Source organism: Rhizobium sp. LC145 (genome assembly GCF_001005825.1).
Taxonomy (GTDB): Bacteria; Pseudomonadota; Alphaproteobacteria; order Rhizobiales; family Rhizobiaceae; genus Neorhizobium.
The window spans coordinates 1-23,943 of the sequence record NZ_LBHV01000014.1 but is presented as its reverse complement, the minus strand read 5'-3'; the positions used below and the strand labels follow the sequence as shown (position 1 = coordinate 23,943).

The 23,943-nt window shown below is 62.0% G+C and carries 25 protein-coding genes; 16 read left to right on the top strand and 9 right to left on the bottom strand.

The genetic code is table 11. The features are described 5' to 3' along the window. Positions 1-25: 25 nt before the first annotated feature. Entirely contained in the window at positions 26-931 is a 906-nt protein-coding gene (locus tag YH62_RS26280) for a LysR family transcriptional regulator (RefSeq protein ID WP_046797277.1), read from the bottom strand. A gap of 143 nt (positions 932-1,074) precedes the next feature. On the opposite strand from YH62_RS26280, the gene YH62_RS26275 reads away from it, so the two are divergent. The 8 genes from YH62_RS26275 to YH62_RS26240 all read left to right on the top strand — a co-directional run bounded on the left by YH62_RS26275 (position 1,075) and on the right by YH62_RS26240 (position 8,327). Then, positions 1,075-1,848 (top strand): SDR family oxidoreductase, encoded by a 774-nt coding sequence (locus tag YH62_RS26275; protein WP_046797276.1) that lies wholly within the window; start codon positions 1,075-1,077, stop codon positions 1,846-1,848. 75 nt (positions 1,849-1,923) lie between these two features. Continuing rightward, complete coding sequence (locus YH62_RS26270; RefSeq protein WP_046797275.1) at positions 1,924-2,193, top strand: hypothetical protein; 270 nt, start codon at positions 1,924-1,926, stop codon at positions 2,191-2,193. Positions 2,194-2,196: 3 nt separating this feature from the next. Then, positions 2,197-4,002: a monovalent cation:proton antiporter-2 (CPA2) family protein gene (locus YH62_RS26265; protein WP_046797274.1), complete on the top strand. Its 1,806-nt coding sequence runs from the start codon at positions 2,197-2,199 to the stop codon at positions 4,000-4,002. 78 nt (positions 4,003-4,080) lie between these two features. Continuing rightward, entirely contained in the window at positions 4,081-4,575 is a 495-nt protein-coding gene (locus tag YH62_RS26260) for a DUF924 family protein (protein WP_046797273.1), read from the top strand. 20 nt (positions 4,576-4,595) lie between these two features. Further along, positions 4,596-4,805 (top strand): hypothetical protein, encoded by a 210-nt coding sequence (locus YH62_RS26255; RefSeq protein WP_046797272.1) that lies wholly within the window; start codon positions 4,596-4,598, stop codon positions 4,803-4,805. A 132-nt stretch (positions 4,806-4,937) separates the two neighbouring features. Further along, positions 4,938-5,408, top strand: a complete 471-nt coding sequence (locus YH62_RS26250) for a (2Fe-2S)-binding protein (RefSeq protein ID WP_046797271.1) — start codon at positions 4,938-4,940, stop codon at positions 5,406-5,408. 125 nt (positions 5,409-5,533) lie between these two features. Continuing rightward, the gene (locus YH62_RS26245) at positions 5,534-6,100 is read left to right on the top strand and encodes a hypothetical protein (protein WP_046797319.1); all 567 of its coding nucleotides are present in this window, start codon (positions 5,534-5,536) and stop codon (positions 6,098-6,100) included. 28 nt (positions 6,101-6,128) lie between these two features. After that, complete coding sequence (locus YH62_RS26240; protein WP_046797318.1) at positions 6,129-8,327, top strand: molybdopterin cofactor-binding domain-containing protein; 2,199 nt, start codon at positions 6,129-6,131, stop codon at positions 8,325-8,327. Here YH62_RS26240 and YH62_RS26235 read toward each other — a convergent pair. The 6 genes from YH62_RS26235 to YH62_RS26215 all read right to left on the bottom strand — a co-directional run bounded on the left by YH62_RS26235 (position 8,324) and on the right by YH62_RS26215 (position 13,340). Continuing rightward, positions 8,324-9,391 (bottom strand): AraC family transcriptional regulator, encoded by a 1,068-nt coding sequence (locus YH62_RS26235; protein ID WP_046797270.1) that lies wholly within the window; start codon positions 9,389-9,391, stop codon positions 8,324-8,326. The genes YH62_RS26240 and YH62_RS26235 overlap by 4 nt on opposite strands. Positions 9,392-9,600: 209 nt before the next feature. Then, entirely contained in the window at positions 9,601-10,515 is a 915-nt protein-coding gene (locus tag YH62_RS26230; protein WP_046797269.1) for an SDR family oxidoreductase, read from the bottom strand. 197 nt (positions 10,516-10,712) lie between these two features. After that, positions 10,713-11,660: an SDR family oxidoreductase gene (locus tag YH62_RS26225; RefSeq protein ID WP_046797268.1), complete on the bottom strand. Its 948-nt coding sequence runs from the start codon at positions 11,658-11,660 to the stop codon at positions 10,713-10,715. Then, the gene (locus YH62_RS31075; RefSeq protein WP_280950084.1) at positions 11,660-11,791 is read right to left on the bottom strand and encodes a hypothetical protein; all 132 of its coding nucleotides are present in this window, start codon (positions 11,789-11,791) and stop codon (positions 11,660-11,662) included. The genes YH62_RS26225 and YH62_RS31075 overlap by 1 nt, the downstream gene beginning before the upstream one ends. Positions 11,792-11,918: 127 nt before the next feature. After that, positions 11,919-12,806, bottom strand: coding sequence for a DUF2306 domain-containing protein (locus YH62_RS26220; RefSeq protein WP_082118529.1), 888 nt, complete (start codon positions 12,804-12,806; stop codon positions 11,919-11,921). 63 nt (positions 12,807-12,869) lie between these two features. Beyond that, a complete protein-coding gene (locus YH62_RS26215; protein WP_046797267.1) occupies positions 12,870-13,340 on the bottom strand; it encodes a DUF2147 domain-containing protein in 471 nt (156 codons plus the stop codon). Between the two features lie 487 nt (positions 13,341-13,827). Between YH62_RS26215 and YH62_RS26210 the strand changes: the two genes are divergently transcribed. Together YH62_RS26210 and YH62_RS26205 are read left to right on the top strand one after the other, a co-directional pair. After that, positions 13,828-14,208, top strand: coding sequence for a MarR family transcriptional regulator (locus tag YH62_RS26210; protein WP_245282197.1), 381 nt, complete (start codon positions 13,828-13,830; stop codon positions 14,206-14,208). Then, a complete protein-coding gene (locus YH62_RS26205) occupies positions 14,205-15,020 on the top strand; it encodes an NAD(P)-dependent oxidoreductase (protein ID WP_046797265.1) in 816 nt (271 codons plus the stop codon). The genes YH62_RS26210 and YH62_RS26205 overlap by 4 nt, the downstream gene beginning before the upstream one ends. Positions 15,021-15,152: 132 nt before the next feature. On the opposite strand, the gene YH62_RS26200 is transcribed toward YH62_RS26205, so the two are convergent. Then, positions 15,153-16,076 carry an AraC family transcriptional regulator gene (locus YH62_RS26200; RefSeq protein WP_170986340.1) on the bottom strand — a complete coding sequence of 308 codons (924 nt, stop codon included), beginning with the start codon at positions 16,074-16,076 and terminating at the stop codon, positions 15,153-15,155. A 164-nt stretch (positions 16,077-16,240) separates the two neighbouring features. Between YH62_RS26200 and YH62_RS26195 the strand changes: the two genes are divergently transcribed. The 6 genes from YH62_RS26195 to YH62_RS26165 all read left to right on the top strand — a co-directional run bounded on the left by YH62_RS26195 (position 16,241) and on the right by YH62_RS26165 (position 22,595). Next, complete coding sequence (locus YH62_RS26195; RefSeq protein WP_137326775.1) at positions 16,241-17,557, top strand: MFS transporter; 1,317 nt, start codon at positions 16,241-16,243, stop codon at positions 17,555-17,557. A 69-nt stretch (positions 17,558-17,626) separates the two neighbouring features. Continuing rightward, entirely contained in the window at positions 17,627-17,923 is a 297-nt protein-coding gene (locus YH62_RS26190; protein WP_046797263.1) for a hypothetical protein, read from the top strand. Positions 17,924-18,014: 91 nt separating this feature from the next. Further along, positions 18,015-18,479 carry a (2Fe-2S)-binding protein gene (locus tag YH62_RS26185; protein WP_046797262.1) on the top strand — a complete coding sequence of 155 codons (465 nt, stop codon included), beginning with the start codon at positions 18,015-18,017 and terminating at the stop codon, positions 18,477-18,479. A gap of 10 nt (positions 18,480-18,489) precedes the next feature. After that, a complete protein-coding gene (locus tag YH62_RS26180; RefSeq protein WP_046797261.1) occupies positions 18,490-20,808 on the top strand; it encodes a molybdopterin cofactor-binding domain-containing protein in 2,319 nt (772 codons plus the stop codon). A 472-nt stretch (positions 20,809-21,280) separates the two neighbouring features. Next, on the top strand, positions 21,281-21,922 hold the full coding sequence (locus YH62_RS26170; protein WP_046797259.1) for a VTT domain-containing protein: 642 nt from the start codon (positions 21,281-21,283) through the stop codon (positions 21,920-21,922). 22 nt (positions 21,923-21,944) lie between these two features. Continuing rightward, positions 21,945-22,595: a phospholipid methyltransferase gene (locus tag YH62_RS26165; protein ID WP_245282196.1), complete on the top strand. Its 651-nt coding sequence runs from the start codon at positions 21,945-21,947 to the stop codon at positions 22,593-22,595. Between the two features lie 980 nt (positions 22,596-23,575). Here YH62_RS26165 and YH62_RS26160 read toward each other — a convergent pair. Beyond that, positions 23,576-23,943, bottom strand: a 368-nt coding sequence (locus YH62_RS26160) for an aldo/keto reductase (RefSeq protein WP_046797258.1), incomplete at its 5' end; no start/stop codon positions are given.

The window sequence follows — 23,943 nt, the reverse complement described above, 5'->3', positions numbered from 1 at the left end:
TTTGATGCGAAAAGCTCGCAAATACCTATCCCCCAGCTACGTCCTGTCTCAGCAATGCCTCGAGCCAATCCGCGAACACCAGCAATCGCCGTGAGAGATGCTGGCGATGAGGATAAAGCAGGGTCATCGGCATGGCCTCGGCCCTGTGGTCCGGCATCACTTCGACGAGCTCTCCCGCCTCGATATGGTGCCGCACATCATAAGCCGGAATCTGGATCAGCCCGAGGCCCGCGAGGCAGCAGGCGATGTAGGCCTCGGCGCTGTTGACGGTGACGCGGCCACGCAATGGCAGTGTGCGAAGCGCACCGTGTTCGATCCACTCCCAAGCCTCGACCCGCCCGCTGGAGGGCGACGCATAATTGACCGCCCAATGGTGCCCGAGATCGCTAACTGCGTGGGGTGTTCCGTGGAGTTCCAGATAGGCTGGGCTGGCGACATTGATGAGCGGCAGCCTGCCGATCGGGCGCGCTATCAAGCCTGAATCGCTCAAGGGGCCAACCCGTACGACACAATCAACGCTATCCTCCACCAGATTCACAGCGCGATCCGTGACGCCAAGGTCGATATCGATGCGAGGATAGAGATCGAGAAATTCAGGAAGCGCCGGCGCGAGGACGAGCCGTCCAATGCGGCCCGGGACATCGATCCGCAGCCTGCCCGACGGCTGCGCCGCCGTCTGCCGGAAGAGGTTTTCCGTATCCTCGACATCGGCGATGACCCGCAGGCAGCGCTCGTAGAAGGCAGTGCCGTCCTGGGTCGGCGACACCTTGCGCGTGGTGCGATGGAGCAGCCGCGCGCCGACGCGGCCCTCCAGCTCCTGCACGGCAGCCGACACCGATGAGCGCGGGACGCCGAGCGTATCGGCGGCGCGGGTGAAGCTCGAACATTCGACGACGCGGGTGAAGATACGGAACAGGTCGATACGATCCAATGGGAGGGCGGCCCTTCATTGTGCCGATATTTTGATAAGTGATGTTAGAGTGATCGTCTTTATCAGCCAATCCTAGACGATATGCTTTCATAACGAAAGCGGCCGTCGATGTGGTCGCCGTATTGGCAAAGGAGGCCACCCCCATGACCGACCACAGCATCAAGGGCAAAACCGTCATCATCGCCGGCGGAGCCAAGAATCTCGGCGGGCTGATCGCACGCGATCTCGCCGCCCATGGCGCCAAGGCGATCGCCATTCATTACAACAGCGCGTCCACCAAGGCCGATGCCGACGCGACCGTCGCCGCCGCCAAGGCCGCCGGGGCCCAGGCTGTCGCGTTCCAGGCCGACCTCACCACGGCAGGTGCGATGGAGAAGCTGTTTGCCGATACTGTCGCCGCCATCGGCAACCCCGACATCGCCATCAACACCGTTGGCAAGGTCTTGAAGAAGCCCATCGTCGAGATCTCGGAAGTCGAATACGACGAGATGACGGCGGTGAATTCCAAGACCGCTTTTTTCTTCCTCAAGGAAGCCGGCAAGCACCTCAACGACAACGGCAAGATCTGCACGCTCGTCACCTCGCTGCTCGGCGCCTTTACGCCCTTCTATGCGGCCTACGCCGGCACCAAGGCGGCGGTCGAGCATTTCACGCGGGCGGCCTCCAAAGAATTTGGCGATCGCGGAATATCGGTGACGGCGATCGGCCCTGGCCCGATGGACACGCCCTTCTTTTATCCGGCCGAGGGCGAAGACGCCGTCGCCTATCACAAGACGGCGGCTGCGCTGTCCAGCTTCTCCAAGACCGGGCTGACCGACATCGAGGACATCGTTCCCTATATCCGCTTCATGGTTTCGGAGGGCTGGTGGATGACCGGCCAGACCATTCTTGTCAACGGCGGTTACACGACCAAGTAGGATCTCGGACAGTTCGGCGCGGCCTGTTCACAGAGTGAGGCCGCCCTTTTGCCATCACGAGGGGAAGGACCGTTCATGCATATGTTGCTTGTCATCACCGGAGGCGTCCTCCTGCTCGGCGTGTTCGCCCTGTTCGGGAAGCTCTGGGGCGGCGATGTCGCCGGGATCACGACGGCAGCGAAGGTCTTCGTGCCTGTCTGGCTGGCCGTGGCGCTGGTCAACATGTGGATCGGCGTGGCGAAGGCCGGATACACCGTGGCGCAGGAACTGCCGATCCTCCTCGTCGTCTTCGCCGTGCCGGCTGTCATCGCCGGGCTGGTCGCTTGGCAACTAACGAGAGGTTGACCGATGTCCACCGAAGCCGCCACTCACGCCGCCGAAGCGTCACACCATGCGGCGTTCGATCCCATTCCCGTCGTCGTGCTTCTCGCGGCGGCGGTCGTCGCCATTCCCCTGTTCCGGCGCGCGGGACTCGGGTCGGTGCTCGGCTATCTCGCCGCGGGCCTTGCCATAGGACCGTTCGGACTAGGCTTTTTCGACGACGCGCAGGCGATCATCCATGTCGCCGAGCTCGGCGTGGTGCTGTTTCTGTTCATCATCGGGCTGGAGATGCAGCCTTCGCGGCTTTGGAGCATGCGCGGCGAGATCTTCGGGCTGGGCGCGCTGCAGGTCTGCCTCGCCATCTTCACGCTGATCTCGGTGGGCCTTGCGCTCGGTTATCCGGTCGGGGCGAGCTTCGTGGCGGGAGCCGGCTTCGTGCTGACCTCCACCGCCATCGTCATGCAGATGATGCAGGAACGCGGCGCGATCGCCCAGCCGAAGGGGCGGAAAATTATCGCCATCCTGTTATTCGAGGACCTGGCCATCGTGCCGCTTCTCGCGCTGGTGGCCTTCCTCGCGCCGGGCGGGGAGAACGTGACTCTGGGCGACCGGCTGACGGGGGTGGGCATCGGGCTTACGACCATCGCGGTGCTGGTGGTTGCCGGGCGTTACCTGCTCGACCCGATGTTCCGCCTGCTGGCGAGGTTCGGCGTCCGGGAGATCATGACGGCGGCGGCCCTGCTCGTCGTGCTCGGTGCTGCGGTGTTGATGCAGGCGGGCGGGCTTTCGATGGCGATGGGCGCCTTCCTCGCCGGCGTGCTTCTGTCGGAATCGTCCTTCCGCCACCAGCTCGAGGCGGACATCGAGCCCTTCCGCGGGCTGCTGCTCGGCCTGTTCTTCCTCGGCGTTGGCATGGCGCTCGACCTCGACATCATCGCGGCGAACTGGGTGGTGATCGCCATTTCCGTACCAGCGTACATGATCCTGAAGATGACGGTGATCTACGGTGTCGCCCGCCTCCTCAAATCCGACAATGCCGAGGCTGTGGAGCGTGCCGTCATGATGGCGCAGGGTGGCGAGTTCGCCTTCGTCCTCTATGCCGCCGCAACCCAGTTCGGCATCCTCACGCCCGAATGGAACGCGACCCTGACCGCGATCATCATCGTCTCGATGGTGCTGACACCGTTGATGATCATCCTGCACAACCGCCTGTTGCCCAAAACGGCGCAATCAATGGACGGCGTGGAAGTGGCTGGGAACCTGTCGGGCGGCGTGCTTCTCATCGGCTTCGGACGCTTCGGCCAGATCGTCAGCCAGCCGCTTTTGGCGCGCGGCCACTCGATCTCGATCATCGAGACAGACACGCAGGCGATCCGCGATGCCGAGGACTTCGGGTTCAAGGTCTATTATGGCGACGGCGCGCGGCTGGACATTCTTCATGCCGCCGGCGCGGAACACGCGAAGGCGATCGTCATCGCCGTCGATGATGCGAATGCCGCGAGCACCATCGCCGAACTCGCGAAACACCAGTTTCCCCTTGTTCCGGTGCTCGCCCGCTCGATGGATCGCGAGCATGCCATTGAGCTGGTTCACGCCGGCGTGGAGTTCCAGATCCGCGAGACCTTCGAATCCGCACTCAAGCTCGGCGAGCGCGCTTTGGTGGTGCTCGGCGACGAACCGGATACTGCATCCGAGCTGATGGCCGACATCCGCAAGCGTGACGCTGAGCGCCTCGAGATCGAGACGGTCGGCGGTATCTATGCCGGCCGCGACCTGATCCATGGCAATGCTCCAGGCAGGGGTAAGCCTGTAGAGCCGGAGGCTTCATCATGATCGCCATGCTTAGGGCGCGGTCCCGAGGAGATGAGGTGCTGATTTCGGACGTCGTCGGCTTCTTGGAAGGACGCCGGTGTGCGTGGTCAGTGGTTCGACAAGGATGAGGGATTCGATCGCCTCTTCCGTGACCGCTTCCTCGATCTTCATATGGCAGTCGCGGCGCGGCGTTATGAGGGCTGGATCGAACACGCGAAAGGCGCGCTCGCCCTGCTAGTCTTGACCGACCAGTTTCCGCGCAACGCGTTTCGCGGGACAGCCCACATGTATGCGACCGATCCCCTGGCGCGGTACTATGCCCGTCTGGCGCTCGATGCCGGACACATGGACCATGTTTCAACCGATCTGAGACTGTTCTTCTGTCTGCCGTTCACGCATTCGGAGAATATTACCGACCAGGACCTGTCGGTGAAACTCAATGCGCGATTGGGGCAGCCATGGCTCGATCACGCTGAAGGCCACCGTGACATCATCCGCCGTTTCGGACGCTTTCCGCACCGCAATTTCATGCTGGGCCGCGCCACAACTGCGCAGGAAGCAGAGTTTCTCGAAGCAGGCGGCTTTCAGGGATAAGGATCAAGAGAGGAAAATCCATGACGAAATCCAGACGCAGAACTTTGAACGGCATACTCGTCGCAGCTCCCGTGGGCTTACTGTTGGCCTTCGGCGCCGCCGTGAAATCAAAAGTCGAGCCCATGCCGACCGATAAGGCGCGCGCATATTCCGCCCTGTTCAATGGCACGTCTTCGACCATGGGCATGAGTAATCAGCTCGCTGATGGGGCTGTGCCATCATGCCTGTAGACCTGCTCGTCAGGGCCGGGATGATCGAGTCTTTGTAGGAATGGGCAATTTATTTAAAGGATCGCGCGTGTTCGTCTGAGCCGGAAAAGAATAGCCTCTCAGGTGAAATAGCTGAAATCCTGAGAGTTGTTCATGTCGTACGCGATCTTCGTCAATGGCCAGATTCACCACGTCGAAGATGACGGCCAGACGCCGCTTCTATGGGTGCTTCGCGACACGCTGAAGCTCACCGGTACCAAATACGGGTGCGGTGTGGCCCAATGTGGCGCATGCACCGTCCATGTGGATGGTCAGCCCATGCGCTCCTGCACGCTACCGCTGGAAATCGTCGCGTCGTCTCAGATCACTACGATCGAGGCGGTCGAAGGCGCCGAGGCCGAAGCGGTCCGAGCTGCCTGGCTGGCGCGCGACGTTCCGCAATGCGGTTTCTGCCAGTCGGGGCAGATCATGTGCGCAGTCGCCTTGTTGCGCACTGTCGGCTCGCCGACGGATGGGGATGTCGACACCGCCATGAGCGGCAATATCTGTCGTTGTGCCACCTACAACCGTATCCGTGCCGCAATCCATGATGCCGCCGGGACGCTTAGGGGGCAGACAACGTGATCGGATCGCGAGAATCTTCGCCCGAGCCGCGCCGTCGGCGCTTTCGCATCGGCTGTCTCCCGATAGTGCTCGTGGTCGTTGCGGCGATCGTCCTGGCGATCGTTTATGTACTCTATCCAAGGACGATGCCGCAGACGCAGCCCATTCCCGCAGCCCAGTTACTCGAACAGATCGAGCGTTTGCGGCCCGTATCTGATTTCGATGGCATTCCCGACCTGCAAGAGAGATCGATTGCGCTGTTCAGAGAAGCCGGACGCGTGCTGGAGAGCCCGCGCTGTATGAATTGCCATCCGCGCACCGATCGACCGACCCAGACCGATGCCATGCGACCGCACACGCCGTGGGTCTCTCGTGGCCCCGATGGGGCCGGTGAAGCGGCCATGCGGTGCTCGACATGCCATCGTGAGGAGAACTACGCTGCATCTGGCGTGCCAGGCAATCCCAAGTGGAAGCTCGCGCCGATTGAAATGGCGTGGCAGGGCAAGACGCTCGGCGAGATCTGCCGGCAGATTCTGGATCCCGCGCGTTCTCATATGAATCGCGAGGAACTGTTCCGGCATATGGTCGAGGACGAACTTGTCGCCTGGGCATGGACCCCCGGTGGCCAGCGCACACCCGCACCCGGCACCCAGGCGGAATTCGGGGCAATCATCAAGGCTTGGCTCGACACGGGCGGAGAGTGTCCGAGATGAGTTGGTCGTTTTTGAAGAGGAAAAGCTCATGACTGAATCAAAGGTCGAGAAACGACGCTTCGCTATGACGCGGCGCCGATTGATCCTGGGTGGATCGCTCGTGGGCGGTGCCTTGGTTGTCGGCTATACCGCCACCCATCCCATGCAGGTCGCAGGCGCCATTCTGCAAGGCGGCGGCAGCGATCCGGAACCGAGCGTCTTTGGACCGTTCGTCCGCATCGGTGCCGATGACTGGGTGACGGTGGTCAACAAACACCAGGAAATGGGCCAGGGCATCCATACTGCGTTGGCAGCAATGGTCGCGGAAGAGCTCGACGCGGATTGGGATCGCGTACGCGTGGTCGATGCACGCGGCAACTTCCGCGCCTATGGACCGCAGCTGACTGCCGGATCCAATTCGGTTGCCAGCAACTGGGATACACTGCGCAATGCCGGTGCTGCAGCAAGAACAATGTTCGTCGCGGCAGCCGCCGCGCGCTGGGGCGTTTCGCCACAGTCGATTGCGATCAGGGACAGCATCGTATCCCATACCGGCTCGGGCCGGTCTGCGACCTTCGCCGAGTTGCTGACTGATGCTTCGCGCCAAACGCCACCACAGGCGCCGGAACTGAAACAGCCCGAAGACTACCGGCTGATCGGTACCGATCGGGTACGACGCAAGGATACCGTGCCCAAGATCACTGGAGGGCAGGTCTATACGCAGGACGTCGATTTGCCCGACATGCTCGTCGCCATGGTGGCGCATAGTCCACGCTTCGGCGGCAAGCTTGCCCGGTTCGATGCATCCGATGCACTCAAGATTCCAGCTGTCGTCGATGCCTTTGCTATCGAAACTGGTGTTGCGGTCGTCGCGGAAAACACCTTTGCGGCAAGACGGGGCCGCGACGCGCTGAGGGTCGAATGGGATGACAGCAAGGCCGAGACGCGCTCGACGCCGGAGCTTTTCCGCTATTATCACGAGGTTGCCGCCGGCCGAACCGATATTGAACCGAATGTCCTTGAGACCAAGGGCCACCCGGACGCGCAATTCGGGTCCGATGTCCTCGAGTTTACATTCGACTTCCCCTATCTCGCCCACGCGCCGCTGGAACCGATGAACTGTGTCGCTCAGATCGATGGCTGGGACATCAAGATCATGTCGGGCACTCAGTTGGTCACGCTCGATCAGGTGCATGCCGCACGCATTGGCCTGACGATCCCGGGCAAGGTCGATATAGAGGTACTTCCGGCCGGCGGCTCCTTCGGGCGTCGGGGCACTGCAACCTCGGACTTCGTCGTAGAATGTCTGCGGATTGCGCGACACACCAACGGCCGTCCCGTCAAGCTGATCTGGACCCGCGAGGACGATATGGCCGGCGGCTTTTACCGGCCGATGGTGCATCATCGGGCTTGGATCGAACTTGGTCCCGACGGCTTCCCGGCACGTTGGCGCCATCATGTCGTGTCGCAGGAAATGGTACCGATCGGCGGCAACTTCCAGAACTTCGAAGGCATCACGGGCTCGCCCTATTTCGTCACCGCTTCGGTCGTCGACGGCAAGATCTTTTCGCCCAGCCATCCCGTTCAATGCGGCTTCTGGCGCTCTGTCGGCCTGTCGCATACCGGCATGGTGATGGAGCATATCATCGACCAACTTGCGCGACAGGCTCGCCGCGACCCGGCGGACTACCGTTGGGCGCTCTATCAGCGGGCAGGTGCTGCCCGGCATCTGGCGGTGCTGAACGAGCTCTGCCTCAAATCGGGCTGGGGTAGCCCGATCGAAACTGGCTGGGCACGGGGCATGGCCATTACCGAGTGTTTCGGCACAGTCGTCGGCCAGGTCGCGGAAGTCCGGATTCAGGAAGGCCGCCCTGTTGTGCGCAAAGTGACAGCCGTGGTGGATTGCGGCATCCCGATCTCACCGGATCAGATCGCAGCACAGATGGAGGGGAGTATTGGCTTCGGCCTAACGGCCGCGCTCTACGGTGCGGTGACGTTGAAGGACGGTTTCGTTCAGGAAACCAATTTCGACAGCTATCCGATCCTGCGCATGAATGAAATGCCGACGGTCGAAACCCACATCATCCGGTCTGCCAACAGGCCGACCGGGATGGGAGAACCTGGCGTGCCGCCGATTGCACCTGCAGTGGCAAACGCGATGCTGATCCTGACCGGATCCCCGACAACAAGCCTTCCGATCCTGAGCGGCAACGCGCTCGGCAACAGCAACGTATCCGTACGATCTTAGCGGTCAGAGGGTGCAGGCTTTTGATCGGAGGCAAGTTGCCCGCCCGCTGCCGCCACAGCAATCGTGTGCTGAACGCGACGGCTCCCGTTTCCGGTATCGGGACGCCGCGCACTGGACAGCGAGCTTGCAGCGACGGAATGTGTCTCCGGCTCGACCTTCCGAAAGCGCCCAAATTGACGTGGCGAGCAGCCCATGACGCGTTTGAAGGCCGTGCTGAATGCGCTTTCCGATTCATACCCAAGCGAAGCGGCAATCGTCGCGACGGGATCGCTTGAATTCTCCAGCCTGTCGCAGGCAAGCAGCATCCGCCATCGCGCCACGTACTGCATCGGCGGCTCGCCGACGCGCTCCTTGAACCTGAGAGCAAATGTCGAGCGCGACATGCCGGCGATCTCACCAAGCTCTTGCAGGGTCCATTGATAAGCGGGTTCGGCATGGACCGCCTTGATCGCGGCACCGAGCTGCTTATCCGCAAGAGAGAAGAACCAGCCGACACGGTCGCCGCCATCCGTGTCCAGATGCACGCGTAGTGCCTGCACCAGCATCATATGGGCCAAATGCTGCGCGACAAGGGCGTTGCCAGGCTGCTCTTCGCGCAGTTCCTTCATCATTTGCTCGACAGACCAGCGCAGTGCTGCCTGCTCGGGTTGCTCGTGGATGTGCACGATCGGCGGAAGCAGGCCCAGCAGCATATCAGCGTGATTGCCCTTCACGCCGAAGCGGCTTCCGACAAGAAACAATCCGCCGCCGCCGTTGAGCGTGACGACACCACCCCTTCGCGCGGCTGGGAATATCTCCCCGGCCCTGACCGCGGGCCCATCGATGCCGCTGCCAAGCCGGAATGGGCGACCGGTCGGCAGCACGAAGCAATCCCCGGCCACCAGGAACACCGAGTCGGCAACATCGTCGACGGTGAGCCAGCAGTCACCGGACACGACCGCATAGCATTTGATGAGCTTGTGCTGGTCGCCGAACTGGACAGCCCAGTCGCCGCCCGCGTCGAAGCCGGATGAGACGTAGGCATGCGGCTTAAGCAGAGAAAGGACGTCTGAAAGTGGATCCATCGTTCATCTCGGACGATTGCGAAGATAAGTAGGATCATGAGGCATGGATCGTCTTAGAGCAATGGCATAATTTTGAACCTGACCATAAAAGCTAGCGACGGCAAATCTGCCTGATCAGCCCAGTGCGACCCGCGCCAGCCACACTTGCGCCTTCAAGGCAACCCAAATGGGCGTGGCGGCCGAGACGTGGGAGCATACTCGGCACCGTTTCATACGAACCTTACGTTCGTCAGTTCCTGAGATGCGTCCCAGAGGCGTGCGGCCACGGAGGTATCGAGCGCCTGCTTTGGAGGTTTCTCCTCCGTCGGATAACCGCGCGTTCCGACCAGCCTGTCAGGTCCGTAGTAGGCGCCGTCGCGCGCGGCCGGATCGGTCGCGGCATACAGTGTGGGTAGCGCGCCCTGCCATGCAGGCTGGAAAAGGAACGGCAGAAAGCGGCGCGCCATCCCGGCTGCGCTCCACCGGCCCGCTCCGTTCGGAAGCAGGTCGGTGCGTGAGACGCCGGGGTGCGCCGCCAGGCTTTCCACGCCCCAGCAGGCCGCCTTGCTGCGCCGACTCAGCTCCAAGGCGAACATCACGCAGGCGAGTTTCGACTGGCTGTAGACCGGCCCCCGCTTGTAGCCGCGCTGAGCTTGAAGGTCATCGAAATTGATCGCTCCACTCCGCGCCGCCACGCTACCGAGGGTGACGACGCGCGCATTTCGCCCCTCCTTCAACAGCGGCAGCAGATGTGCAGTGAGTGCGAAATGGCCGAGATAGTTGGTGCCGAACTGCAGTTCGAATCCGTCGCTAGTCTGGCGACGCTCCGGCGGCGTCATGACGCCGGCATTATTGATCAGGAGGTCGAGGCCGTCTTGCTCCTGCGCGAGTTTCGCGGCGAATTCGGCGATCGATGCGAGGTTGGCGAGATCCACCTTGCCAAACCGCACCTGTCCGCCAGGGACCGCTTGTCTGATCGCGGCCACTGCTTCAGCGCCCTTGCGCGGATTGCGCCCGGCGATCACAACGCTTGCACCTGCTCGGGCCAAGGCCAGCGCGTCCTCGTAACCCAATCCTCCAGTACCGGTGACGACCGCTGTACAGCCATGTTGTGGTGGAATGTTACTTGTCGTCCACTTGGTCATATTTGAGGTTCACGCCTTCTCGAAAGTTCAGCGGACTTCGAATGAGAAAGGCCCCAACGCGCCCGCTTTGTCCTTCCTCAATAGAAGGGCTGCGGCTTCAAATCGCCATGCCCGAATCGGCAAAAAACATGCCTATTCCTACATTCCCTCGGCTGGCGGGAAATATCCGAAGGCAATCGATGCCGGACCTGGCGCGGCTACGTTGGCACGTTCAAAGCCCGGGGCCGTCCGAGATGTATGTCCACGTTGGTCAGTTCCAGCGAGGTCTCCCAGAGGCGAGCCGCGACGGCTGTGTCCAGCGCCAGGCTGGGAGGTTTCTCGCGGGTCGGATAGCCCCGCGTCCCACCCAGCCTATCGGGTCCATAGTAAGCGCCGCCACGCGCTGCCGGGTCGGCCGCTGCAAAGAGTGTGGGCAAAGCACCTTGCCATGCGGGCTGGTACAGGAACCATAGATAGCGCCGCGCGAATCCAGGTATGCTCGACCAGCCCGGTCCATTCTCAATCAGGTCGGTACGTGAGATGCCTGGATGCGCTGCCATGCTCTGCACGCCCCATCCGGCGGCCTGGCTGCGTCGGTTCAGTTCGAAGGCGAACATGATGCAGGCCAACTTCGACTGGCAGTAAACCTGTATCGGCTTGTAATCGCGCTCGGCTTGTAGATCGTCGAAGTTAATCATTCCCCAACGCGCCGCAATGCTGCCCAGGGTCACGACGCGGGGCTTCCGCCCCCTCTTCAGGAGTGGCAGCAGATGCGCGGTGAGAGCGAAATGGCCAAGATAATTGGTGCCCAATTGCAGTTCGAAGCCGTCGCTGGTCTCGCGACGCTCCGGCGTTCTCATGACACCTGCGTTGTTGATCAAGAGCTCGAGACCGTCTTGTTCCTGTGCAAGCTGTGCGGCAAATTCAGCAATCGAAGCGAGATTCGCAAGGTCCACATTGCCGAACCGCACCTGTGCACCCGAAACGGCTTTTCTGATCGCCGCGACGGCTTCAGCACCCTTCCGAGGATTGCGCCCGGCGATCACAACATTCGCGTGGGCACGCGCCAGGCCCAATGCAGTCTCGAAACCCAGCCCACCGGTGCCGGTGACGACCACTGAGCGGCCGCGTAGTGATGGAATGTTCCGGAATGTCCACTTTGACATTAATCATCCTGCTTTCTGTACCGCTCGGCGGAGCCTTCGAGTAATGATGGTTTCCACGCACCGGCTTTCTTCTTCATCGCCAGCATGCCCGCGGCACGGCAAATCTCCATGCCGGAAATCGCAAAAGTCATGCCTGATCCTACATTCGTGCGGCTTACGACGGCTATTGGAGGCCAAGCCATAGCCCGGGTTCTGATGGTGCTCTGGTTCGCGCGAGGTCCGGCTCGTCTGCCACGCCAGTTTTGGTTGGTAGACGACCTACAGCAACGCTTCGGTGATGCCGCTCATCATCCTCGGTCCCCAACTGCGGACGGTGAAACTCCAGGTCGCAAAGACAATGGAGGCGCTTGCAGCCAGGAGCACCGCTGCTGCTCCAAAGCTGGCAACCACGCCGCGATCCCGACGGCGTGCCCGGATAAAGAGTTCAGCGACGATGAGATTGGGGACATAGAAAAAGAACATCATGATCACGTCGAACCAGCCGGTAAAGCTGGGTCCGGTTCCGACACCGCCGCTCAATAGGAACCAGGCGCCATATTCCATTCTGTACAGCCAGGAGCCGACCGTCAGCGCGAACAGCCTGATCGCCCAGGCACTGTGCTGAGCGTAACTGCCAGCTCGGGCGCGGGCGTAGGCCAGGACGGCGCAGAAAACCATCAACGCGCCGTAGATGCCAAAGCCCGTATCCATTAGCGGGCCGCCGATCGTGCCTCTTCCCAATATAAAGCCAAGCCCACCCAACCCGGCCAAGCCGGCCGAAACGACGTAGGATCGGCCTAGCCAGCGATGGAGGGCGGGAAAATTGCGGCGCACGCTTCCGATCAATTGAACAGGTCCAAGCAGCAGAAGCACGCCTCCAGCCATGAAATGCGAGCCGATGGCTACCGTGGAAAGCAATGCGCCGCCATCGTACAAATCGGGAAGGGACTCGTTCCATCGCTCACCGGATCCGCCCAAGGCCACGCCGCCGAAGAAAGCGATGATGTAGGTGGCGAAGATGGCGCCGCTGATCCAGCTCGCGGCGACGAGAAGCCGAGCGTTCCAGCGCAGTGCAGCACCATGAGAGCCTCCGCTCGGTTGGGCGAGTTCCCGACCAATGGTCGAGGAACTGCCGGTTATGGTGATTGTGTCAAATCGTACACCCATTGCATGCTCCCTTTCGAAGGCATGTCTGTTGCCCGGGCGGTTCACCGACGCTTCTTTATGGCTTCATTGCGCGCGGTGAAGCACCATGGTCCGACCGAGTATGGTGGTGCCCATGTAGGCGCGAAGTTCCAGTTTTCCGCTCACAAGCGTTGCTCTGGCCGAATGGGTCTGGCCAGTCGCTCCGCTGTAGAAATTTCCGCCTTCCCAGCGACCGTCAGCGGCATCCCACTTGAGGTTGGTCACGAGAACAGCTCGCTCTAGTGAGCGGCTCCGGAGGTTCGGATCCGGATTGAGGGTGTCCTTCTTGAAGGTCTTCCCGTCGGCCTCCATCAGAAGCTTTCCGTAGAGGACGCGGGCCGCATAGGTTTCTCCGGCGTCAAACATCTCGAGTTTGATGTTGCCGTCTTCGGACTCCCATACGCCGACAATCTGATCCGGCGAAGAAGCCTGTGCAAAAGCCTCTCCGACCGGGAGACCTGTCATTCCTGCCGTGAGCACTGCGGCCAGCAAGGGCCCCGTAACTGACTTCACCATTGCACGTTTCCTTTTTGTCGATTCAGGCCGGCCGGTCCACATGCGAGGTCGTGCCGCCTGAAGCTTCTATGAATGCAATGATCCTGCGGCTCTCCTCAAAAGGAGCGCGGTCTTGGAACCGGCCGGACAACTGCCTGGACATTGCGCCGTGAAGTTACAGGTCCACGGCGCGGCGCCGAATGCCCAGAAGCTCAAATTTTCTGCCTGATCCTGCAGTTGAACAAGAAGAGGGTGGCTCATCCAGTTCGCGCGGCAGCTCGTGAAGAAGCAAGAAATCGGCCTTCGGTCCATCCGCCAGTGCTGGCTCTTTTCACTTCAGCCGATCAAAGCGAAGCGAGCCCTCTTGACATTCGTTCGGTGCCTTACATATTTGCTAGGTAGCTAGCAAGATTGGAGATATGCGCCGGTGGTTGAGGAACGGAAAGATGCAGATCGCGACCTTATTGGAGCCTGGACAAAGCGGTGCTACTTCGCGGGCCGGGCGGTCATGGATTCGGTCCTGCGTCCTTACGATCTCGGGTCCGTGCAGTGGTACGTGCTCTACCAGCTTACAACGGTCGGGCCGACCATGCAGCGTGATCTCGCGCGGTTGCTTACAATCGAACGCGCGACAATGACCGGGATCGTCGCAACGCTCGTGCGCAAGGGCCTGGTCGAGCAAGAGCCCGACCGGATTGATCAGCGCCAGAAGCTTCTGCGCATCACCGCCACTGGCGCGAAGCTGTGGGGCGAGCTACCCGATCTCTCTTTCATTCGCTCGGCCGCGTTCGACGGCATCGACGACGCCGACATCGCGGCCGCGCTCCGGGTTCTCCAGACCGCAACGGAGCGTCTCGAAAAACTGCTGCAGAAAGGAACAGCGTCATGACAGTCTTGGTAAGCGGTGCAACGGGGCTCGTCGGAGCCCGCCTTCTTCCGCGCCTTGTCGAAGCGGGGGTGAATTGCCGTGCCCTGATGCGCGGCGGGAAACAGGCGCCCGCTGGCGTCAGCGTGGCGGAGGCGGACCTTCTCGATCCTGATTCTCTCATGCGGGCGGTGGAGGGCGTATCAGCGATCATCCATCTCGCCGCGGTTTTTCGAACGCCCGACACCGACCTGATCTGGAAGAGCAACCTCGAAGGCACGCGCAACCTCATCGCCGCGGCAAATGCGCGTGCGCCTGGGGCGCGTTTCATCATGGCGAGCACGTCCAATATCTATGACGCGGACAGCCCGCGCCCTGCCCGCGAGGACGATGCAGCCAACCCGCAACAAGCTTACCCGGCCAGCAAGCTCGCCGCCGAAAACGCACTACGGGAAAGCGGACTGAACTGGTCGATCCAACGGTTCGGCTTCGTCTATGGCGACAAGGACGGACATTTGGAAGAGCTGCCGCGTCTTGTTACCCACTTCAAAATGCATCCCGCTCAGCGGATGAGCATGGTTCATCATCGCGACATCGCTACCGCCATGAACCTGGCCCTGATCGGCAAGATGGATGGGCGCATCGTCAACATCGCCGACGAGGCGCCCACCTCGATCTATGAGCTTGTCGGACTGGTTGGGGGCACGCTGGAACCGTCCTCTGGCCCGCTCGAGAATCCATGGCGCCTGCACATGGATGTCTCGTTTGCGCGCCGCCTCGGCTTCCAGCCGGTCGTGAGAACCGTCTATCAGGCAGCGCAGGAAAACCTGATGTGATGGGCGCCCGGCGGCGACTGAGGTTCCGGCATATCCGCCTTTTCATAAGCCCCCGCCGTGGGAGTTCTCTTCATATCAGGAAAGCTCGCTTCGAGGTGCGCAGGCACAGAGCGACCTTCTTGAGACACGCGCCTAGGCGCTTTGCGCCTTGCGGCTGGCGTACTGGCTATACATGCGCTGGTGGTTCAGCGCGTCCTGTTTTGGAGCAACGCCGAACATCCGCGAGTATTCTCGGCTGAACTGCGAAGCGCTTTCGTAGCCGACCTTGTAGGCGGCCTCCTCGACGCTTGCAGCGTCCGCCACCATCAGGCGCCGCGACTCAAGAAGGCGCAATTGTTTCTGGAACTGAAGCGGCGTCACCGAGGTGAGCTGCTTGAAGTGCTGATGAAACGATGACGGGCTCATGCGTGCCACCTCGGCCATTTGCTCCACTCGTAGTGCCTGGGCGAAATTGGCGCGGAGGAAATAGATGGCCTTGGCAACCCGCATGAAATTCGATTCCGCCACGGCCAGGCTGCAGAGTTGGGCGCCGTGCGGGCCGGTCAGAAGCCAGTAGCAGATTTCCCGCATGACGGATGGATAGAGGATCGGGATTGCCTTCGGCGTTTGGGACATCCGGATCAGGCGTAGCACGCATTCCGCCAAGGGTTCGTCAACCTTCCCGACGAACACGGATGCACCGGGCGTGGCAGGCGAAACGGGCGGCGTCTCCAACTGCTCCAACACCTCGCGCAGCATCGTAACGTCGAGATCGATGGTGACGCCGATATAGGGCGTCTGCTCACTCGCCTCAATGACGCGCCCACTGGCCGGCATTTCCATGCTGACGACCAGGCATTCCATGGCGCCATAACGAAGCGTCTCTTCGCCGAATAGAATTTCCTTTGCGCCCTGAGCCACGACGCAGAGCGATGGACGATAGATCTGCCGCATAGGCATCCGCTGCTGATAGGAACGGATGATGTTGACGCTCTCGATCTGCGTCGGAAACAAGCCCTCACCGCCGCCCTGACTTTCAATGTATGCGGTGATCCCGCCAAGCAGCGATGACGACACGCGAACCTCCGATTGGTTTCGAGGCCAGCGCAGTACTCGCCCTTCAACCGGCAGCATATCGCCGCCTGTAGGAATAGGCAAGTTTATTGAGGTATCCGGCATTCTGGTCATGGGAGACTTCCTCTAGCTTGATGACGTCACTCACAGCCAGGGAAGCACCAAACATGACAGAAACGGCCGCTTCGTCAATAGCTAAGCAAGCTGATCTGCCCACCATATCTAACGCGAGCGGCGACGAATATGTTCAGGGCCGACGCGCCATAATGCTGCTTACCACACTATTTCTGGTCAGCGCCACGTCCCAGATCGACCGGATGCTTCCCTTCGTCTTGGCCGAGTCAATCAAGGAAGAGCTCGATCTGAGCGACACCGAGATAGGCTTGCTCACTGGTCTGGCCTTTGCGGTTTGCTACACGCTGCTGTCGATGCCCCTCGCCCGCGCCGCCGATCGAGGATCGCCACGCTTCGTACTCGTCTTATGCATCTTGCTCTGGAGCGCGATGACATTGCTGGGTGGTCTCGCCATGAGCTTCCTGTTTCTCGCCTTTACCCGCTTCGGCGTCGCGTTCGGCGAGGCCGGCGGGACGCCCTCCAGCCACGCTATCATCGCCCGAAAGATCCCGCCCGCGCAACGCGGACTAGCGCTCGGCATTTTCTCGATGGGCATTCCACTTGGCACAATGGTGGGCTTCGCCGTTGGCGGTGCGATCGGTGATACGTTGGGCTGGCGTACTGCGCTGGTCGGGGCCGGCGCCATGGGCGTGCTAATCGGCCTGTTGGCGCTCCTTGTCGTCGGTCCGACCCCACCGCTCAAGCGCACGGCCGCCAATAGCGAGCCGTTCTTGAAGGCAAGCCTGCGGTTGCTTTCGTCCCCGGCATTCCGTTGGCTGTTCATCGGCTCGGTGGCACTGGGTTTCGCCGCGGCACCTTTCTATGCATTTGTAGTTCCCTTCCTGATCCGCACTCACGACTTCAGCGCCACCGAGGCCGGACTTGCGTTCGGGCTGCTGCAAGGCCTGATGGGGATTTGTGGCACCCTGATTGGCGGGCGCCTGTTCGACCGCGCAGTGCGCTCGGGCACCGGCCGGGTGCTCGGGCTGCCCGCTGTCCTCCTCGTGTTCGCAAGCCTGACGACGACTGCTGCGTTGTTCGCGCCTGTCGGATGGCTTTCCATCCTCCTCTTCGTCCCCGGCATGCTCTCCTTCGCGTTTCTGCTGCCCTGGTGCTTCGGCGCCGCCCACCTGGTGGCTGGCAAGGGCAGGGAAGCGATGGCGACGAGCCTCGCGATGATCGGTTCTGGCCTTCTGGGGCCAGCCCTCGGTCCTCTCGTCGTCGGCATGATCAGCGATACGGCGACAGCGGCGCAAGTTCCCAACGGCCTGGGGCTTGGCCTGCTGATCGTCCCGGTCGCAAGCATCCTGACCGGCAGCGCCATGCTGATCGCAAATCAGCGCATCGCTGCCTCGCTGCGGGGAGAATGACTGCCAAGCGCCGGCCGCCGCCGTAACCCGCAAGCTTTCGGGACTTTTTTGAGAAAGAGATCTTACCCCATGTCCGACCCCGATAACCACCGCGGCACCTTCCTGGCGCTCACCGCCGCGGGCCCGGCGGCAGCCAAGGTGCTGTTCGATGCCAATGACGAGGCTTTCGGCGGCGGCGACGCTGGCCCGACTGACATATCCCTGCTGGACGTATCTCCCGCCCAGCGTCCGCAGACCGCTCAGATGACGCCCTACGGCCGCATCGGCGAACCGGAAGACGTTACAAACGCCATCGCCGCCGTTGTGCTCTGGCGACGTTGGATGGATCAACGGCCAACTCGTGTTCGCCAACGGGGCTTCTTCTAAAAGGCCGGGGACCGTCTCTGCTCCGCCGTTTGGCGCCACAAGGAGATGGATGATCGGCAAGCAAGGCAGGTTAAGCTCCGGGAGAACCCGTATGGTTGAATTGATAATCAATGGAACTCAGGTGACCGTTGAGACAGATGCCGGCAAGCCCCTCCTCTGGGTGCTTCGTGAGGATCTGGAAGTGCTCGGTCCAAAGTACGGATGCGGCATCGCCCAGTGCGGGGCTTGCCGCGTCCTCATCAACGGCGAGTCGGCCCCCTCCTGCGTGACGCCCATCGGCTCCGTCGCGGGCGCGTCGGTGGTGACTGTTGAGGGGCTGGCTCAGCAGGGCGGCATGCTGTCCGTCGTGCAGCAGGCCTGGATCGACGAGCAGGTGCCGCAATGCGGCTTTTGCCAACCCGGCTTCATCATCGCTACAACGGCGCTGTTGGAGGCAACCTCTCAGCCGACCGACGCCGAGATAGATGAGGCGATCACCAACATCTGCCGATGCGGTACCTATCCGCGCATCCGCCGCGCGATCCATCGCGCCGCCGCCATTCTGGCCGAGCGCTGAGGAGACAGTCATGCCCCGTTTTCTTTCTCGTCGCGGCTTCCTGATCACCGGTGCGGCCTTGGGCGGCACCGCCCTTGTCGCTGCTGTCGGCGGTGCCGGCTATCTCGCCAGCGTCGATGTCGACGGGCTCGATGGCCACCTCTACGGCGAACGAGCTGTGCTCAACGCCTTCGTGGTCATTCAACCGGATAGCCGGGTGATCGTCAATGTGCCCAAAACCGAGATGGGCCAAGGCATCCATACAGGGCTTGCCATGGTGGTGGCAGAAGAACTGGACATCCCGTTCGATGACCGCATCAGCGTGGTTTTCCCGACGGAGGCGCATCCGGCCTATTCGACCTGGTTCAACCTCCTTCAGATCCGTCCGGAAGAGGCGTCCGGACCCATTGTCTGGGTGGGCCGGCGCGTGCTGGGGCAACTGGGCTTTATCGCTACCGGAGCATCGGGCTCGACGATGGGTATGTGGCACCCAATGCGCGTGGCCGGGGCGTCGGCGCGCCATATGCTGCTGGCAGCGGCGGCCGCGCGGCTGGATGTGCCAGCGGCGGATCTTGCCACCGGCGACGGGTTTGTTCGCCACGAGGCCTCCGGTCAGCACTTGTCCTATGGCGAGCTTGCTCGCGAGGCCGCCCTCCTGCAGCCACCCGATCATCCAGCGCTGAAGCCCGCCTCTGAATGGCGGATCATCGGTCGATCGCAACCACGTGTTGATCTCCCCGCCAAAGTGCGCGGCGAGCCAGTCTTCGGCATGGACATTGCTCTGCCCGACATGGTCCATGCCGCCATTCGGCATGCGCCGGTCTTCGGTGCCAAGGTGGCCCGCGTCGTCAATGAGGCCGAGGTTCGCGCCGCGCCCGGTGTGCGTGACGTCGCCGTCATCGACGGGCAGAAGGTGGCTGTGGTCGCCGTTTCCTGGTGGCAAGCCGAGCAGGCCGCCTCGCTGCTGAATATTGCCTGGACGCAGACCGAGGCGAACGGCGTCACCAGCGCGGAGATGTCGGCACGGCTGAAGACCGCGCTCGGGAGTACGGAGCCATACGAAAACATCAACGAGGGCGACGTGGAGGCTGCCATCGCTGGTAGCACCTCACCGACGATCGATGCCACCTATGAGGTCCCGTTCCTAACACATGCCTGCATGGAGCCGATCAACGCGACTGTGCTCGTCCGCGACGACTTGGTTGCAGAGGCATGGGTCTCGTCGCAGTCGCCGATGGCCATCCGGCAGGGCGTTGCCCGTGGTGCCGGGCTGGCTGGAATCGAGCCGATCTCGGTGACATGCAACGTCACCATGAACGGTGGCGCCTTCGGCCGGCGCAGCGATCAGGATGTGGTGGCCGAGGCAGCGTTCCTCGCGGCGCGCCACCGCGGGCGGCCGGTCAAGCTGATCTGGTCGCGCGAGGAGGACATCGCACGTGGGCTCTTCCGCAGCCACGCCGCTGCGCGGTTGCGCGCCGCCCTCGGGGCGGACGGGCTGCCAATGGCCTATGATGCGCTGGTCGCGACGCAGTCGATTACCCAGGCGATCGCCAGCCGCAACTTGCCCTTCACACCCGGTCCAGACGGGGATCGTCTGTCGGTCGAAGGGCTGGACAAGCTGCACTACGCCATCCCCAATCGGCGGATGCGCAGCCAGCATGTGCCCAGCCACATGCCGATCCACTTCTGGCGGTCGAACGGCTTTTCGTTCAACACATTCTTCACAGAGAGCTTCATTGATGAATGCGCCCTGGCTGCCAGGGCGGATCCCCTGGCCTATCGCCGGGCACTTCTTCGAGCCAACCCCCGCCACCTCGCCGTGCTCAACCGCGTCGCCGAGTTGGCCAAATGGGGCACGCCTATGGCGCCGGGTCGCGGGCGCGGCATAGCCATTGAAGAGTGCTATCGCAGCGTCGTGGCCCAGGTGGTCGAAGTCACGGTGGCGGAAGACGGCGAAATCACCGTTGACCGCGTCTTCTGCGCAATCGACGCCGGGCTGGTGATCAACCCCGACGCCGTTGTCGCTCAGATGGAGGGTGGCATCAGCTTCGGCGTGACGACCGCGCTGATGAGCGCAATCACGCTCGATGCCGGCACGGTCATGGAATCGAACTTTCACGATTTTCCCATGCAGCGCATCGCCGACGCACCCGCGGTAGAGGTCGCGATCATGGAGAGCGACGAACCGCCCTGTGGCGTGGGCGAGCCGGGGGTCGTTCCCGTGGCAGCCGCGATAGCCAATGCCATCCACGCCGCCACGGGCCGACGGATACGTTCGCTGCCGCTGGCCATCACCGAAACCAACGGCGAACGCCGAAGGCGGACCGTTCTGCGTCGCATCGCGACGTAAGCCACATGTGCTTGCCTCGGATCAGGGAAGTCTCCCCCATTCCCCCGATCCGACGAGAGTCGCCACTGATCCCGCCGATCCGATGGCGACGCTCAAAGCCACCGGAGGCACATCGCGAAAAGCGAGTTCCTCCGGTGGCCCTACCTCCCCCAAGACGGAGATTTGTCATGCGTGTACTTCTTTTGACCATGCTCGCTGCTGACGCAGCTTGTCCGCCACCAGCGCCAATGCGCAAGCAGGGCTCTCCGTCAACACCTCTCACGGCGTGGTTCCGGTCAGTCCGGACGTGGTTCCCGAGTATGGCGGCGATTATGTCCAATGACCCGCTCGTTGCGCTTCAAACAATCGTGGCCGTCAGCGGCATAGCAGACGTCTTCATCGTGTCACCCGTCGCCCTGCGTGGGCGGAGGAGGCAGAAACCCTCCATCCCTGGCGAACACGATCACAGCCGTCGACTGAAGAGGAACTGCTTATGAATTACGACCCGGTGGGAACAATCATGGCGTGGATCGGGGTTTATGGGCTCGTTGGTCTTTTCGCCGTCGCCCTGGCCGAGCGCTTTGTGCCGGTCATGCCATCCTACGGGCTGCTGCTGGCGGTCGGCATCGGCGCGGCGGACGGAGCATGGTCGCTGCCGGCCGCCTTCCTTTCGACCGTCGCCGGTAGCCTGTTCGGCTGCGTAGCCTTGTTCTACGCGCTTCGGGGACTGGGGGCCGCACAATCCACTCGCCTTCTCCACAGAGCTGGCCGGCTCTTCGGGATATCCGTAGATCGCATCGATCGGGCGAGCACCGCCTTCCACCGGAACCAGACTGCGCTGGCCTTCGCGCTCCAGTTGGTGCCAACCATCAGGCTCTTCGCTCCCGCCTTCGCCGCACTTCTTCGTGAGAACTCTCATAGCTTTCTAGCTGCTTCGGCGGCCGGCATTGGGGTCTGGAACGGTCTGTTCATCGGCATCGGTTACTACGCTTCGCACTCGATCGAGACAACGAACATGACGGTCCTCGCCCTAGGCGCGCTCGGCTGTCTGCTCATCGCGGAGGCGGTCCTGTTCTTGCTCGCACGACGGGTTCGCGCCCGTCGCAAAACGGGCGCCGCGCTATGCGGGACCTGATGATCCCCGGCAGCCCAAAAGCATGATCGAGGTCATTATCATGAAGCAACAGCATATCGTCGAGGCATTCGGCTTCTTCCAAGCCTGGCTCAAAAATCCTCTGCGCGTCGCCGCCATCGCGCCGTCGGGGCGGGCGCTGGCCAGCCTCATCACCTCCGAAATCTCACACGACACCGGACCCGTGATTGAGCTTGGACCTGGAACCGGCGCGTTCACGCGCGCTCTGATCTCGCGCGGCGTCAGACAAGAAGACCTCGCCCTGATCGAGTTCGGGTCCGAGTTCGCCATCGCGCTCCATCTCCATTATCCGAGAGCATGCACACTTTGGATGGATGCCGCTCGCCTGCGGACGGTCGATCTCTTCGACGGGAGGCCCGCCGGCGCCGTTGTCAGTGGGCTGCCCCTGTTGTCTATGCCGCAACGCAAGCTGATCGCGATCCTCGCGGGCGCATTCCGCAAGATGAAGCCAGACGGCGCCTTCTATCAGTTCACCTACGGCCCGCGCTGCCCGGTTCCGGTGAGATTGCTGGACCATCTCGGGCTCGAAGCCGAGCGGATCGGTGGGACGTTCGCCAATCTTCCGCCTGCCGCCGTGTACCGGATCAGACGCAGGCGTCCTAACCCTTTCCACCTTGTCCGTTTCTCATCGCGCCAGCATGTGCCCGTCGAGTAGATGGCGGAGGCGCGACACGTCCAATATTAATCCAGTAACGCCGCAATGCGGCGCCGGAGGAGCTCCGGTAGGTGGGGGACGCATGCCTGACCTCGCGCTCGATTTACGCTTCCTCCGCTCTCAGGTCCCACAATCCACTGTCAGCCGTCGCGTCCAGTTGCTTGAGCACCGCCTTGGGGCGCGCCAACGAGAGGGCTCGCGCGCCGATGCCCTCGCTATTTCAGGCCTCTTACGCCTCGTCAAAGTTATCGGGTCGATGCATGTATTCGAGCAAGTGCTTGACGCGCATCGCGTATACGTAGGGTGGGAGGGAGCACGGAGGCCATCCGGTACAAGGGGCATGCAGCCGATGTCGATACCGTCCTGCGACGGGAAGCCCTCGATCAGGCGACGATCAACGCGAACGTAACCCCTCAGCCTCGGTCGTTAGCATGCAAAACCATTTACATTCTCCTCAGTGTTGCAGGTCGGCGAAGTATCCGCCCGATTCCAAGTTCTCGAGAAAGTCACCCCCCGCGCGGCATCCAAGCGGTCATCACGCGGCTTTTCGCTCGACACCCGGCGCAGATGCCGAGCAAACCGACGCGCTCTTCGCCAACTACGGAAAGATCATCAGCGTAGCGAATGTCCCCGACCGGGCCGGTCGGGTCTTCCAGATCGCGGCCTGCTCAATCCAGGCTCATAATTATCCTTGTCTTGCGGCGGGCTCGCCGCGATTGGAGGCAACCATCAGCTCGACCCACCCGCTTTTCATATCCGCAGCTAGGATGCCGAACGCGCGCCAAAGCTCCATGCCGGAACTCGCGAAAAACTCACCTATTCCTCCAGATCACAGGACCGGCGAAAGGCAATTGATGAGAGACGAAACGGCGGGTCCTGATCGTCCCCGGTCGTCATTGGGCAGCTTCGCATTGCGTCCTGTCCGTGAAGATCACACATATAGAGAGTTCGTGAGATCGTCTGCTTTTCGAACAAACATCTCATTGGCCCATACGAGCACGGGCCGTTGCCTGTGCCGCTCGGATCAGTCCTTGATACTGGGCGTCCTTGCCGGGATACCAGGGCATCCGTCCTATATCGGCGAAACCCGGGATCGTCTCCATATGCTGCACCATGCGCCGGCGCATCGCCTCGTCCGGCAGGGGCCCGTACATGGCCTGGACATTGTCCTCGGCATGCTCCGGGTTTGATGTGCCACACAGCACGGTCGTGACCGCCGGATGCGCCATGACCCACTTGAGGAAAAACTGCGCCCAGGTCGCGGCTTCGAATTCCCGCGCGAAGTCCGGCAGCGAGCGCCCTTCCACCACCTTCATCAGGCGGGCCTTTTCGAGCGGAAGGTTGATGA

Bases quoted from the DNA above. Each gene is read 5' to 3' on its own strand.
- YH62_RS26275 (WP_046797276.1), top strand. From the start codon at position 1,075: ATGACCGACCACAGCATCAAGGGCAAAACCGTCATCATCGCCGGCGGA.
- YH62_RS26270 (WP_046797275.1), top strand. From the start codon at position 1,924: ATGCATATGTTGCTTGTCATCACCGGAGGCGTCCTCCTGCTCGGCGTG.
- YH62_RS26265 (WP_046797274.1), top strand. From the start codon at position 2,197: ATGTCCACCGAAGCCGCCACTCACGCCGCCGAAGCGTCACACCATGCG.
- YH62_RS26255 (WP_046797272.1), top strand. From the start codon at position 4,596: ATGACGAAATCCAGACGCAGAACTTTGAACGGCATACTCGTCGCAGCT.
- YH62_RS26250 (WP_046797271.1), top strand. From the start codon at position 4,938: ATGTCGTACGCGATCTTCGTCAATGGCCAGATTCACCACGTCGAAGAT.
- YH62_RS26245 (WP_046797319.1), top strand. From the start codon at position 5,534: ATGCCGCAGACGCAGCCCATTCCCGCAGCCCAGTTACTCGAACAGATC.
- YH62_RS26240 (WP_046797318.1), top strand. From the start codon at position 6,129: ATGACTGAATCAAAGGTCGAGAAACGACGCTTCGCTATGACGCGGCGC.
- YH62_RS26235 (WP_046797270.1), bottom strand. From the start codon at position 9,391: ATGGATCCACTTTCAGACGTCCTTTCTCTGCTTAAGCCGCATGCCTAC.
- YH62_RS26230 (WP_046797269.1), bottom strand. From the start codon at position 10,515: ATGACCAAGTGGACGACAAGTAACATTCCACCACAACATGGCTGTACA.
- YH62_RS26225 (WP_046797268.1), bottom strand. From the start codon at position 11,660: ATGTCAAAGTGGACATTCCGGAACATTCCATCACTACGCGGCCGCTCA.
- YH62_RS31075 (WP_280950084.1), bottom strand. From the start codon at position 11,791: ATGACTTTTGCGATTTCCGGCATGGAGATTTGCCGTGCCGCGGGCATG.
- YH62_RS26220 (WP_082118529.1), bottom strand. From the start codon at position 12,806: ATGGGTGTACGATTTGACACAATCACCATAACCGGCAGTTCCTCGACC.
- YH62_RS26215 (WP_046797267.1), bottom strand. From the start codon at position 13,340: ATGGTGAAGTCAGTTACGGGGCCCTTGCTGGCCGCAGTGCTCACGGCA.
- YH62_RS26210 (WP_245282197.1), top strand. From the start codon at position 13,828: ATGGATTCGGTCCTGCGTCCTTACGATCTCGGGTCCGTGCAGTGGTAC.
- YH62_RS26205 (WP_046797265.1), top strand. From the start codon at position 14,205: ATGACAGTCTTGGTAAGCGGTGCAACGGGGCTCGTCGGAGCCCGCCTT.
- YH62_RS26195 (WP_137326775.1), top strand. From the start codon at position 16,241: ATGACAGAAACGGCCGCTTCGTCAATAGCTAAGCAAGCTGATCTGCCC.
- YH62_RS26190 (WP_046797263.1), top strand. From the start codon at position 17,627: ATGTCCGACCCCGATAACCACCGCGGCACCTTCCTGGCGCTCACCGCC.
- YH62_RS26185 (WP_046797262.1), top strand. From the start codon at position 18,015: ATGGTTGAATTGATAATCAATGGAACTCAGGTGACCGTTGAGACAGAT.
- YH62_RS26180 (WP_046797261.1), top strand. From the start codon at position 18,490: ATGCCCCGTTTTCTTTCTCGTCGCGGCTTCCTGATCACCGGTGCGGCC.
- YH62_RS26170 (WP_046797259.1), top strand. From the start codon at position 21,281: ATGAATTACGACCCGGTGGGAACAATCATGGCGTGGATCGGGGTTTAT.
- YH62_RS26165 (WP_245282196.1), top strand. From the start codon at position 21,945: ATGATCGAGGTCATTATCATGAAGCAACAGCATATCGTCGAGGCATTC.